Genomic DNA, 13807 nt, shown 5'->3' on the forward strand with positions numbered 1-13807 from the left:
CCTTATCTCCTTTTCTTTTTCTTTTTTCCTTTTTTCTTCTTATTTTTTGATTTGAACTTTTCTTCTTTTCTTTTTTTAGTTGTTTTGGTAGGAAATGGATTATTTTTTTCTATTTCTTCTACTTTTTGTTTAAAATCTTCCGAAACATTTTCATAAATTGTTTTGGTAAAAACATCTCTTCTGGCGGCTAGGGATATTTTACCAGCAAGCATTCTGGCAATTTTTCCTCTGTTCCACCATTTAGCACCTCTAACTTGTGGGTGTTGGTAGATTAAACCATATTTTGGAGGTCTGTCTCCGCTTTTCAAATGTCTGAACAAAGCTTTTTCTGCACCCATTATTTGGACTGTGCTTGAAGGATACATTGCAAGTCTTTTTATTCCTCCTGCGTGAGATATTAATTTTGCTCCAAGTGTAGGGCCAACTAACAGTTTCAAGTTAGGTGCAATTGTCTCCATTTTATGATTAATGTACTCTTCGATATTTTTTCTTGATTTTTGAAGTTCATAAATAGATTTTGCATAATTGTTCATTATTTCCAAATCTTCCTGATTGATATTTTCATCAATATCGATCATATTACTTGGAAAGGCATCTGGTTTTTCTTTTAAGATTTCTTCTTTGGTTTTGTTTTGTGATATTAATCTTATGTAAGTTTCATTGTTTTTAATAACATCCATCTCTGGGAAATATAGTGCATACCATTCCCTAATTCTTTCTATTAATTTTGATATTGTTTCGTCTATCTCATCAATTGAATTAATGGCTTGGATTAAGTGTTTGTCTTCAGAAGCTGATTCTTTTTTAATTTTATAAATTGCAAAATCTTGGTATATTTTTGAAATGTCTTCTGAATTAATGTTAAATTTGTCGTAGTTGTTTCTGAGATATTCTCCCGCCTGATTAGGTGTTTGAATTTTGATTTTTTCATTATTGTAATCAGATAATCTTTTATTTGATTCAATAATTACTTCATCATAATCTTTCAAAACTTCTTCTATAATATCTGTTTCTTCTTTAACAATTTTTTTATCATCAATATCCGCTAATCTTTGAATTATTTCATTTTCTGGAAATAATTTTTTAGATATCAATTCATTTTCACTATTAAAAGCTAAAAATCCTTTGATGCAGTAAGTTATATAACATTGCATAACTTAAAATATTTTTTTTATTTTTAATAAGTATTTTTATAAAAAAATTTAATTTATTTGAAACACTAAATTATTTTATAAGATTTAATTTGCTACTTTTCGGATTTGTAATTATGTCAAAACAAAGTTTTAGAGATTTAAAAAATGAGATTGAATTAAAAAATGCTGAAATTGATGAGCTTAATTTGGAACTTGAACAAAAAAAGGAAGAGATTAATAAATTGAAGCTTTATTCAACTAAACTAAAATATGAAAATAAAAATTTGGAAGATAAACTGGACACTAAAATTGATTATGATAAAGCCCGAATTAAAGAATTAGATGACTTGCAAGAAAAAATCAATGAAAAAGAGGGGATTATTGAAGATAAGCATGATCAAGTCAAATATTTGAGGTCTTTAATTGATGATTATAAAAATCAGATTAAATCAAACAGTGAAAATTTAGAGCTTCAGTTGCGAAAGATTTCTAAGACTTATGAAGAGTTATTGAAACAGAAAGACATGATAATTGAAAAACAAGATGAACAAATTGATAATCTGATTAAGTCAAAAGAAGAAATTATTAAATCTAATAAAACTAATGTTATAAGTTTAAAATTACAAAATGAAAAATATCAGGAAATTATTGATAAATTTACAAAAACTAATTAAATAATTAATTACAAAGTTGGTATTATGTTAAAAAGAAATATTTGTGGCGTGGAATTTAGAAATCCCTTGATGTTGGCTGCTGGAATTATGGGCAGTAATGCTTCATCAATGAATTGGATTTTAAAATCTGGTGCTGGTGGGGTAGTTTCCAAATCTTTTTCTTTGAATCCTCATCCGGGATATGTAAATCCTACAACCGTTGCAGTTGATGGAGGTATTATTAATGCTATTGGACTTTCAAATCCTGGTGTTGAAAACTTTAAAGAGGAATTGAAGAGGATCAATCATGAAAATAATGTGATTATTGCTTCAATTTATGGTGCAACTCCTGATGAATTTTCCTCATTGGTTGGCGAAGTTCAGGAATATGTTGATATGATTGAATTAAATATTTCCTGCCCTCATGCTATGGATGGTTATGGTGCATCTATCGGTCAGGACTGTAATTTATCACATACAATTGTTTCTGCTTCAAAGGATGCTTCTGATGTTCCAATTATTGCTAAATTAACTCCAAATGTTACTGATATTACTGAAATTGCAAAAACTTGTGAAGATGCTGGTGCTGATGCCTTGTCATTAATTAATACTTTAGGACCAGGTATGAAAATCAATATTGATGTTGCTCGTCCGGTTTTATCAAATAAATTTGGGGGAATGAGTGGAAAGGCAATAAAACCAATTGCCATCAGTAATGTTTATTCTGTTTATGAATCTGTGGATATTCCATTGATAGGTGTCGGGGGAATATATACTTATGAAGACGTTGTAGAATTTATTTATGCTGGTGCAACTGCAGTTCAAATTGGTACTGCCATTATGGATGAAGGTGTCGAAGTATTTTCAAAAATAAATGATGGATTGGAAAAATTCATGGCCTCAAAAGGATTTTCATCTATTGATGAGATGGTTGGACTTGCACATAAGGAGTTGTAAAAGATGATTAATGAGCCAAAGATTGTAGAGATTAAAGAAATTGTTGATGAAACTCCTACTATTAAAACATTTAAATTTGATTGGAATATGGAAAAACTTGGTCGTCCGAATCCTGGTGAATTTGTAATGGTTTGGAATTTTGAAAATGAAAAGCCAATGTCAATTTCCCAAATCAGTGATGATGAATTGGCAATCAGTGTTAAAAATATAGGCAAATTTACTTCTCAACTCCATAATTTGAATGTTGGAGATAAAATTGGTATAAGAGGAAGTTATGGAAACGGATTCAATAATTCATTTGAAGATAAAAACATTATAGCTATAGGTGGTGGGGTTGGTATGGCTCCGGTTAATGCAATAGCTTGTGATTTGATTAAAAAGGGAAATAATGTTGATGTCATTGTTGCGGCGCAAACAAAAGATGAATTGCTGTTTGGGGATTCTTTAGAAAAATTTGGGGCTAATGTTCATTATTGTACTGATGATGGAAGTTTTGGATTTAAAGGATTTGCAACTAATTGTCTAAGTGATTTACTTAAAACTATGAATTATGATTATGCATTTGTTTGTGGACCTGAAATAATGATGAAAGGAATATTCGATATTCTTGAAGATGCTTCCATACCTGCTCAATATTCTCTTGAAAGATATATGAAATGTGCTCTTGGAGTATGTGGACAATGTTGTGTCGATAGTGAAGGTTGGAGAATCTGTGTAGAAGGTCCTGTTTTTGAAAATGAGAAAATATATAAAATTGATGAGTTTGCAAAATACAGAAGAGATGCTTCTGGTGTTAAATATTAACTATTGGTGGTTTTAATGGAATTAAACATTAAAGATTATTTAAATCTTCCGATATTGATTATAATATTGTTTGTGCTGATTTCTTTAGTGTTTATATTTCCTGTTTTAAACATGGTGGTTTTAGGAGCAATTTTAGCTTATGGAATCAAACCTGTTGCTATAAAAATTCAGTCTAAGTTAAAATATTCTTCTATTTCAATTTTAATTGCAATGGTTGCCGTATTGATTCCATTGATATTGTTGCTGTCCTACATTATTTTTGAAGTGTCAGTATTCGTTAGTTGGGTTTTGGCAAACAATTCAAATACTGATGTTGCAGGTTTCTTTTCTCAAATAAAAATGTATTTGCCTGCTGGATTTGATATAAATGCTGTTAATTCATATGTTGATTCCGCAATTAAAAATGTGGGGAGTTATATTTTAAATTATATTGTTAAACTTGCAGGTAAACTTGCAAATCTTACTTTGGATTTATTTATTTTAGTCTGTTCCGTATTTTATTTCATACGTGATGGAGAAAATTGTTTAGAATTTATTAAATCTTTTGTTCCTGATGAATCTAAGAAATTTTTTGATAACACTATAAAATCTATAGAAAATGTATTGAAAAGTATTTTCTATGGACACTTTTTAACATCTGTACTTATAGGAATTTTTGGTTGTATAGGATATTCACTTTTAGGTTATCCATTTGGGATTTTTTTAGGAGTATTGACTGGTATACTTCAATTGATTCCAGTATTCGGGCCATGGCCAATATATTGGGCACTTTTTTTCATCGACATTGCTTCAGGCAATTATGTTAGGGCTGTTATAGTGCTTCTTTTTGGATTTTTCTTGAGTACTGTGGATATGTATATTCGGCCGAATCTTTCAAGTCATTATGCTGATATTCATCCATTAATTTTATTGATTGGATTTCTAGCCGGTCCGTTAGTGTATGGAATTGTTGGTTTTGTTGTAGGTCCGTTAATATTGGGAATTACATATGCCGTGTTGGATAGTTATAGAAAAGAATACATTCTTGGTGATGATTAAATGGAAAAAAATGTTGTAATTTTGGATATTGATTATGTTACATATGATGAAAAACCTGTCATTCGCTTATTCTCAAAACATGGCAATGAGAATGTAATATTATTGGATGATACTTTTGAACCTTACCTGTATGTGGTAAGTGATGAAATTGATAAATGCATATCAGAAATTCAGGAAAATCTCGATGTTATTTCTGTTGAGAAAATCATTAAAAAAGATTTTCAAATTGAAAAGGAATTTATAAAAGTCACATTTAAACATCCTCAGGAACTTGCTAAAAATAGGGATAATCTGAGAGATTTGGATAGTGTGTTGCAAATTCGTGAATTTGATATTCCATTTTATAGGCGTTATCTGATGGATCGTGATGTAATTCCTATGACTGAAGTTATTGCAGTTGGTGAAGAGATTGATTCATTTTTAAATCTTGATTCTAAAAAACAGGATATTCAGATTATCAAATTAACAGAACAGTTAAAGAGGGTTCCAGAATACCCTCAAAAATTTAGAATTTTAAGTTTTGACTTGGAAGTTAGGAATCCTCATGGAATGCCTAATTCAGAAGAGGATGAAATAATCATGATTGGTGTGGCCAGTAATTTCGGTGTTAATCAGGTTATTTCAACAAAAACCAATTCAGAGGATAAGGATAATTTTGTAAATCAAGTTTCCTCTGAAAAAGAAATGATTGAAGAATTTGTAAAGATTATAAAAGAGAATAATATAGATATTATTGTCGGATATAATTCAGATAATTTTGATTTTCCATATATCAAGGATAGGGCAAAGATATTAGGTGTTGATTTGGATATCGGAATGGATGAATCTGATGTCCGGTATATTAGAAGAGGTTATGCCAATGCTGCATCTCTTAAAGGATTAATCCATGTAGACTTATATTTGGTCATGAGAAGATACATGTCTCTTGAGAGATATACATTGGAAAGAGTTTATTATGAACTGTTCGGCGAAGAAAAAATTGATGTTCCTGGTGAAAGAATTTGGGAATATTGGGATAATGGCGGTGAAGAATTAGATAATCTATTTGATTATTCTCTTGATGATGTTATTTCTACTTTAAAAATTGCAGAACAGACTTTACCTCTTAATTTGGAACTTACTCGTATAATCGGTCAGCCTTTATTTGATGTAAGTCGTATGGCTACTGGTCAACAGGCCGAATGGTTTTTAGTAAAACAGGCTTATTTTGATGATGAAGTAGTTCCCAATAAGCAGGGCTCAAATTTTGCGAATCGTGCAAATGCTGAGGATAATGAAGGCGGATATGTAAGAGAGCCTGAAACAGGACTTCATGAAAATCTTGTACAATTCGATTTTAGGAGTCTATACCCTAGTATTATAATTTCAAAAAACATATCTCCTGATGTTATGGTTATTGGGGATGTTGAAAATGAAGATGACTATAACATTTCTCCTGAACACGGTTTGAAGTTTAAAAAGTCGCCTCAGGGTTTTATTCCATCAGTTATTGATAAAATTTTACAGGAAAGATTTAGAATAAAACGTGAAATGAAAGAGTCTACCGATGAGACTGAAAAAAGATCTTTAAATGTACAGCAACAAGCTATTAAAAGATTAGCGAATACTATGTATGGTATTTATGGATTTCCAAGATTTAGGTGGTATTCATTTGAATGTGCAAAAGCTATTACTTCTTGGGGAAGACAATACATTAAGTCTTCAATAAAAAAAGCAGAAGAATATGGTTTTTATGCAATTTATGCTGATACTGATGGTTTTTATGCGAAATATAAAAAATAAAAAGAATAAGAGAAATCTGTTTCTCTTAAATTTTATTTAGTTATTTTTATTGTGGATGCTTTGGATTTTGCAACACAATATTTATTTCCTGAACTTATTACTACTTTATGGAGTCCAACACTTAATGTTTTTACATTAAGGAGTGCTACTCCTTTTGAACTAGTTTTAACAGTATATATTTTATATTTTGAACCTGTGAAAACTTTAACTTTTATAGCAAGTCCAGTAATGACCTTTTTAGTTTTTGTATTCTTAGCAACAACTTTGAAGTAAGTATTTGTTCCTTTTTTTGCAACTACTTTGTATGGAGTTAATACAGTTGGAGCTTTTACAATAACTATCTGTGAGGTAATTTGTGATGCAGTATAGTTTTGGGATTCTCCTTTTGCAACAATAACTCTGTAAGTACCTGGATTTAAGTTGTCAAGTGAAAGTCTGATTTGACCGTTTGAACCGGTATTTCCAACATAGTTGTAATATCTGTTGCTGGAGACGAAAACTTTAATATTAATTTTAGCATCGTAAATTGGTTTGTTTGCATTTGTATTTTTTAAACCTACAGTAAAGTATTTAGTACCTTTGTAATATGTAACTACTCTTGGGGCGAAAATTTTCGCATTAGCTTTTTTGACAGTAATATATTTGGTAACTGTTGGAGCACTGTATCTAGTATCTGCAGTCTGTATAATCATTTTATGTTTTCCAACACTTAAGGATGCTGAAAATGTTACAACCCCTTTATTGTTTGCTTGGAAAAGATAATTTTTAGATGTTTTACCAGTATATAATTGTATAAGCACAATTGCACCAGGTACAACAGCACCGGTCTTTTTATCTTTGATTACAATAGTTGAAGAACTTCCTGTATTATAATAAACAACTGTATTTTTAGCTACAATTATTGCCGCTTTTGGTGTAATTGTAATAGTATTAACAGCTTTTGCATTGTTAATATTTTTAGTATCGTTGTTATTTACTGTAATATTGTAGGTTCCACCAACTAAGTTTGTAACAGAGATTTTACTTTGACCATTTGAATCAGTTTGGAAATAATAATTTTTTCCGCTGGTTTGTGGCATATATAAGTGGAGAACAATTCCCGGAACTGCAGAACCGTCTTTTTTACTAGTGACAGTAATTGTTACATTTTTTTTAGTACCATATTCTTCCTTAAAGTTATCGATTTTAATGTTGATATCTGCTTTGATAATTGTTAAATTAACTTTAAGAGTTGTACCTTTCAACTGGTCACTAACTTGGATGTCTACAGCATGATTTCCAACTTCAAGTTGTTTCATTGAAAATGTACCTGAAGATTGATCAAATTCATACAGGTTTTTAGTTGGGAATTTTGCTATATTTCCAGTTATGGTTGCACTAAATCCTGCTCTGATATTTCCAACGGTATATAAACTTACCTTTTTGCCGTCAAGTGAAGTTGTATTGTCATCAACATCCGTTATTTTAAATTCAAAAGCACCGTTTTGATATTGGTTTTCGGTTACTAATCCTTCAATTTTTACATTATAAATTCTGTTCAATTTAATCTTTTTAGTAAAGTTGCCCACAGCACCATTGTAAACAACGGTCATGTTGGAAGTTGTAATGTTATTCGCTAAAGTGTAAGAAAATTTAAGTTTATTATTTATGTATTCAAGATTTTCGGCAGTGATTGTTTTAGTAGCATTTCCTTCGTTATATGTAATAGTTACACTAAAATCATTACTTGTCACAGCCTCAATATCCACACTATTTGTAATGTTAAGAGGCACCTCAACGATTTTTGAACTGTTAACATTTACGGAAGATGGTGCAACTAATGAGTAATTGCCGAAAATGGATAAAATTATTTTGGATGTGGAATTTTTATACACATCATTTCCTAAATAATTAATTATCAAACTGTGATTTCCGTTAGCTAATTTATCTGTAATAATTATTTTTGAATTGTTATAATTAAAGTTTATTGATTTGTTTCCTTCATTAACTGTAATATTACTTTTTACAATAGGTATTGCATTACTTTCATTATCTTTTACAGTTATTGGAACTTCTACAGGGTCTTTTTCATTAATTTTTACATTTTCAGACTCTACTGTAGTGTCTATTTTTTCAACGGTATCGTCAGTAGGAGTCACATCAGTTCTCTCATTTGCTAAGATACCGGCATCTGATGCGCCTATTTCCTGTGCACATGCAGACCCAATACTTACTAATAGGAATATGCTCATTACTATTAATAAGATATAAGAGTTTTTAAGTTTCATAACTTTTATCCTCCTTTTAAGAAAATCATATTTTGTTTAAAAAAAGATTATAGATTTTCAGTACTATTAATATTAGTATGATTTAACATTTATACTTTTGTTTAATTTAAGTATATAATCATTGTTATTTTATAATATTTAAAGTTTACTTGTATATGTTTAAAAAAAGAAAAGAAGAATATATTTTATTCTTCAACATAGGAATCTATGTCGATATCTAAATCATTACAGATTCCTTTTAATTGCTCATATAATTTCTCATCAATTGCAATGCCATTAGCTTCAGCATCTGCAATTCTTTTAACTTCTAAATCGCCAGGTATAGCAACAGTTTCACCAGTAGCGCGGACTTGTGATACAAAGTCTTCGGTATTAGCAACAAACTCTCCAAAGTCTCCAAATTTGGAAGGATCGATAACTACGTATAGGTCTCCTTTGGTACAGTCTTTGGTAGGTGAAGCTGTTCCACTCACTCCAAGTCCGTATCCTGCTTGTACTAATGGTCCTGTTAAAATTTCAATTAATAATGATAATGCATACCCTTTGAATCCACCAAATGGCAATATTGATCCTTCAAGTGCTGCTTCTGGGTCATTTGTTGGGTTTCCATCTTTATCCAATGCCCATCCGTCAGGTAAATCTAAACCTTTTCTTTTGGATTCAATTATTTTTCCACGGGCTGTGACAGAAGTTGCCATATCCACAGTAATATATGTTTCAGAAGGAATACCTAATGCAATAGGATTGGTACCGATTAATGGTTTGCTGCCTCCTAATGGTGCAATAGCAGGGTCGGTATTTGCGAGAACTAGTCCGATACAATTTTCTCTTAATGCTAAATCAGAATAAAATCCAGTTACACCAAAGTGATTTGTATTGTGGACACCTACACAACCAATTCCAACTTCTTTAGCTTTTTTAATTGCAATCTGCATTGCTTTATAGGATACAGCTTGTCCAAATCCACTATTACCATTGATTAAAGCAATTGCAGGAGTTTCTTTTTCAATTACAATGTCATCTTTTAAATTTATGGTTCCTGATTCGATACTGATTAGGTATTGTGGGAATCTTCCTAATCCATGTGATGTAAATCCTTTTAAATCTGCATCTATTGTTGCTTCAGCTACAAATTCGCTGTCTTCTTCGCTAGCTCCTAATTTTTTTAAAATTTCTTTTACAAGAGCTATTTCGTTATCTTTCATTATCTTCATTTACACACCTCTAAATTTTTCATCAAATCAGTATTCAATTTCAGATCCTTCAAAAGCTTTAACAGTTATTTTTTCGTTATCTGTTACTTTACCAATGATTTGGCAATTGCAATATTCTTTTAAAGTATCCATTATTTTATTAGCTTCATTTTCATCAGCTATTACAACAAAACCGACACCCATATTAAATACTCTATACATTTCTTTGATGTCTACATTTTGTTCGTAAATAAGTTTGAATATTTCTGGAACTTCTGGAAGATTGGTAATTTCATATCCTATGCCTTTTTTCAAACGTCTGAGATTAGTAAATCCTCCTCCGGTAATATGTGCAAGTCCATTAATTTTATATTCTTTTTCAAATAATGCTACTATAGGTTTAACATATAATTCGGTTGGTCTGATTAACTCTTCACCAATGGTAGTTTCACCATTAGGCATTTTATCATCAACAGTAAAACCTGCATCATCAAACAGTGCTTTTCTTGCAAGACTATATCCGTTGGAATGAATTCCATTACTTTCAATACCGATTAATACGTTTCCAGGTTCAATATTTTCACCAGTAATGATTTTATCGATATCTACAAAACCAATTCCAGTACCTGCCAAATCGAAATCTTTGATGATTCCTGGAAGGGATGCTGTTTCACCGCCTATAATTGCTATTTTTGATTCTTCAGCACCTTTCACTAATCCTTCAGCAATTTCACTAGCTCTTTCGGGGTCTGGTTTTTCAACAGCAAGATAATCCACTAATGCTATTGGTTCTGCACCTACGCAGAGTATATCATTAACAACCATAGCAATACAGTCTATTCCTACTGTGTCATATTTATTCATCATTTCTGCAATTAAAATTTTACTTCCAACACCGTCAGTACTCATTGCGATAGCTTTGTCACCTAATTTTACTAAAGCCGCATAATGTCCACTGTCAGTAATAATATCTCTACATGCTAATGTTGATTTAAGTTTATCTGCTAATTTTGAAACGGTAACAGCTTCAAGGTCTATATCAACACCAGATTCTGAATAAGTAACCATTTTTACACCTATAAGCTTTATTTGTTAAAATTTATTAAAAATAAATAAAAAAATATTGTGTTTAACAATATTTTCATAGTTTATATTTTGTTTTATTAAGTATTTAATTGTTTTTTATTACTGTATTCTCACACAATCTAAATTGATTGGAGTTTTAGTTTCAATTTTATAACTTCTGTGAATTGAAGATGCTAAATCAACTGCTTTGTAAGGGTCTCCATGACAAGTAATAACTTTTTCAGGTCTTGGATTAAGTCTTTTAACATATTCCATTAATTGTCTTCTGTTGGAGTGTCCACTAAATCCATTAATGGTTTTCACTTCCATTCTTACACAGAATTGTCTGGTTCTGCCATCATCGTCTTCCAATGGAATTTCTTTCCATCCTTTTTGGACTCTTCTACCCATTGATCCTTCTGATTGGTATCCTACAAATATTAATGTGTTTTTATCATCTTCACATAACCATTTGAAGTATTCTACGGAATTTCCTCCAGTTAGCATTCCTGAAGTTGATAATATTATTGCAGGTTGTTTGCTTTCAACAATTTCTTTTCTTTGGTCGTGGTTTTGAACTTTCTCAAACATGTCTGATACAAATGGATTTCTGCCCATGTGGAAAATTTGGTCTCTTAAGTCTTTACTTAAGTATTCAGGTCTTGCAGTGTGGATTGCAGTTGCCTCCCAAATCATACCATCAATGTAAATTGGTACCTCTTCAATTAATCCATGTCTCATATATTCTTCCAAAACAACCATAAGTTCCTGAGCTCTTCCTACAGCAAACACTGGAACTAATACTTTTCCACCACGTTTAAGTGTTTTATAGATGGTTTTCATCATTTCTTTTTCAGCATTATTCCTTGATGGTTGCACATCTTCTCTTCCACCGTAGGTACTTTCCATAATCACTGTTTCGGCACGTGGGAATCTGATTGTTGCAGGTTCAAGTAATCTTGAAGGTTCGTATTTAAAATCCCCAGTATATACTAAGTTATGAGCTCCATCTCCGATGTGCATATGTGATATTGCTGAACCTAAAATGTGTCCTGCATTATGTAATGTTAATCTAATGTCTGGAGAAATGTCGGTTACTTCTCCATAGTCTAATGTAATTGTATTTTTAATAGCTTGTTTCACATGTTTTGATGTGAATGGGAGAGGATTTCCTTCTCTATGAGCTATGTCCAAGTGGTCAAATTGTAAAAGTGTGGTCAAATCTCTAGTTGGAGTTGTACAATAAACAGGTCCTTCATAACCGTAATGGTAAAGATATGGTACAAATCCACAATGGTCTAAGTGTGCATGAGATATAATGACTGCATCTAACTCTTCAATAGAAAATTCTGGTGCATTTAAGTATGGAAATGCATTTTTATTATCTGATGCTGCAACATTTACACCACAGTCCAATAATACACGGCTGTTTGGTGTTTGTAATAACATTGAAGAACGTCCTACTTCTTTAAATCCTCCCATTGAAGTAACTCTTGCCCAGTCATTTGGGTGTTTACTTCCTTGATGGATTTGACGTCCGAGACGTTGCAACATTTTTTTTCTTTCTTTACTACTATTCTTTTGTATTGTTCTTATTTTTCCAATAATATCTGAACTTATTGGTGGGGTTCTTAAGATTTTAGGTGCCCATCCAGTATTTTTCACAATGCTTCTAGATGTTACTCCGTATTTTCCAATAACGAGCCCTGGTTTTTTTGCAGTAATAACTACTTCACCAGTTACAGTATCGAAGTAAATGTCAGTAATTTCAGCTCCTTCAGGAACAATTTCATGAACCTTATTAATGGTTTCTTCGGGTTCAAGTAATGCGCATTTGTCGGACCTGATAATAATTCTTTTTCTAAGTTCTTTTGCAAGTGATCTTATAAGATCGCCGTTTTCAGTTATAATTTCTGGATTTTTAGTGTAAACTACTACTTCTGGTCCTTCAAATTCCACTTTGGAAACTTGAATTTCTTTTGGTAGTTTTTCCAAAATCTCTTTTTTAATATCTTCTAAAATATCTGAAGTCATATAATCCCTTCAAAAAAAGTTGGTGTAGTATAATAGTTTATGAAAAGCTTTAAGCTATAAATAGTTAAATTTCATAAACTATCTACACTATTTATATAAAAAAATAGTTAGTTATGAAAAATTAGTTTACTTATATTTTCTCTAGAATTTCATTAATTTTTTCATTATCTAACATTTCAAAGCCGTTTTTATCTACTTTTGCAACCAAATATCCGTTCCCGGAATATGTGTCACGTTCAGCAGCAGCTCTAATAGCTCTTATGGCTATTTCGATTCCTTCGTCAGTTGTTAAATCATCTCTGAATCTGTCTTCAAGAACACCGTATGCAACGATAGAACCTGATCCAGTTGAGATATAAGTATCTTCAATCATTCCGCCAGCAGGGTCTAATGAATAGAGAGATGGTTTGTCTTCATCCATTCCTCCAAGTAATGTTTGGACATACATTGGACCGGAACGTAATATGTTTGCAGTTAATGATGCAGCTGCTTTTACACTGATTTTATCATTGTTTCTCATTTCATAAAGAGAAATTTCTGCTTCAATAACTTTCATTAAACTTTGTGCATCTCCTACGGAACCTGCAATGGTTGTTACGATGTGATCATTAATTTTAAATATTTTTTCTGCGACTTTATGAGCTACTAAGTTTCCCATACTAGCTCTTCTTTCGCTTGCAAATACAACACCATCATTACAAGTAATTCCTACGGTTGTTGTACCTTCTAATATTTTATCATCCATTTAAATACACCTCTATAGTATTTAAAATATCTTATTTCAACTACTTATAGGTTGAATACAATAAAATCAATTAATATTTATATTAATTTTATTTAAAATCAGAATCAATAATTAGTATAAACTAACAATATTAATA

At 31.1% G+C, this 13807-nt stretch carries 11 protein-coding genes; 5 read left to right on the forward strand and 6 right to left on the reverse strand.

The window, feature by feature from the left end:
* Positions 1 to 2: 2 nt before the first annotated feature.
* Entirely contained in the window at positions 3 to 1154 is a 1152-nt protein-coding gene (locus tag Q0P94_RS07015) for an NOP5/NOP56 family protein (RefSeq protein WP_367270220.1), read from the reverse strand.
* A 113-nt stretch (positions 1155 to 1267) separates the two neighbouring features.
* Between Q0P94_RS07015 and Q0P94_RS07020 the strand changes: the two genes are divergently transcribed.
* Genes Q0P94_RS07020 through Q0P94_RS07040 form a run of 5 tightly spaced genes read left to right on the forward strand, consistent with a single transcriptional unit; the run spans position 1268 to position 6367 of the window.
* Complete coding sequence (locus Q0P94_RS07020) at positions 1268 to 1807, forward strand: glycosyl transferase (protein WP_295115108.1); 540 nt, start codon at positions 1268 to 1270, stop codon at positions 1805 to 1807.
* 24 nt (positions 1808 to 1831) lie between these two features.
* The gene (locus tag Q0P94_RS07025; RefSeq protein WP_295115109.1) at positions 1832 to 2743 is read left to right on the forward strand and encodes a dihydroorotate dehydrogenase; all 912 of its coding nucleotides are present in this window, start codon (positions 1832 to 1834) and stop codon (positions 2741 to 2743) included.
* Positions 2744 to 2746: 3 nt separating this feature from the next.
* Positions 2747 to 3547, forward strand: a complete 801-nt coding sequence (locus Q0P94_RS07030) for a dihydroorotate dehydrogenase electron transfer subunit (RefSeq protein WP_295115111.1) — start codon at positions 2747 to 2749, stop codon at positions 3545 to 3547.
* A gap of 15 nt (positions 3548 to 3562) precedes the next feature.
* Positions 3563 to 4585, forward strand: coding sequence for an AI-2E family transporter (locus Q0P94_RS07035; RefSeq protein ID WP_295115112.1), 1023 nt, complete (start codon positions 3563 to 3565; stop codon positions 4583 to 4585).
* On the forward strand, positions 4586 to 6367 hold the full coding sequence (locus Q0P94_RS07040) for a DNA-directed DNA polymerase (RefSeq protein WP_295115114.1): 1782 nt from the start codon (positions 4586 to 4588) through the stop codon (positions 6365 to 6367). It abuts the gene before it with no gap.
* A gap of 32 nt (positions 6368 to 6399) precedes the next feature.
* Here Q0P94_RS07040 and Q0P94_RS07045 read toward each other — a convergent pair whose 3' ends face one another.
* From Q0P94_RS07045 to psmB, 5 genes are all read right to left on the reverse strand, one after another.
* Positions 6400 to 8634: a hypothetical protein gene (locus Q0P94_RS07045; protein WP_295115116.1), complete on the reverse strand. Its 2235-nt coding sequence runs from the start codon at positions 8632 to 8634 to the stop codon at positions 6400 to 6402.
* Positions 8635 to 8819: 185 nt separating this feature from the next.
* On the reverse strand, positions 8820 to 9848 hold the full coding sequence (comC, locus tag Q0P94_RS07050) for an L-sulfolactate dehydrogenase (protein WP_295115118.1): 1029 nt from the start codon (positions 9846 to 9848) through the stop codon (positions 8820 to 8822).
* 27 nt (positions 9849 to 9875) lie between these two features.
* The gene (purM, locus tag Q0P94_RS07055) at positions 9876 to 10895 is read right to left on the reverse strand and encodes a phosphoribosylformylglycinamidine cyclo-ligase (RefSeq protein ID WP_295115120.1); all 1020 of its coding nucleotides are present in this window, start codon (positions 10893 to 10895) and stop codon (positions 9876 to 9878) included.
* Positions 10896 to 11012: 117 nt separating this feature from the next.
* On the reverse strand, positions 11013 to 12926 hold the full coding sequence (locus Q0P94_RS07060; protein ID WP_295115122.1) for a beta-CASP ribonuclease aCPSF1: 1914 nt from the start codon (positions 12924 to 12926) through the stop codon (positions 11013 to 11015).
* A gap of 130 nt (positions 12927 to 13056) precedes the next feature.
* The gene (psmB, locus tag Q0P94_RS07065) at positions 13057 to 13671 is read right to left on the reverse strand and encodes an archaeal proteasome endopeptidase complex subunit beta (RefSeq protein WP_295115124.1); all 615 of its coding nucleotides are present in this window, start codon (positions 13669 to 13671) and stop codon (positions 13057 to 13059) included.
* Positions 13672 to 13807: the final 136 nt, after the last annotated feature.

This window comes from uncultured Methanobrevibacter sp. (assembly GCF_946184425.1).
In the GTDB taxonomy this organism is placed as follows: Archaea; Methanobacteriota; Methanobacteria; order Methanobacteriales; family Methanobacteriaceae; genus Methanocatella.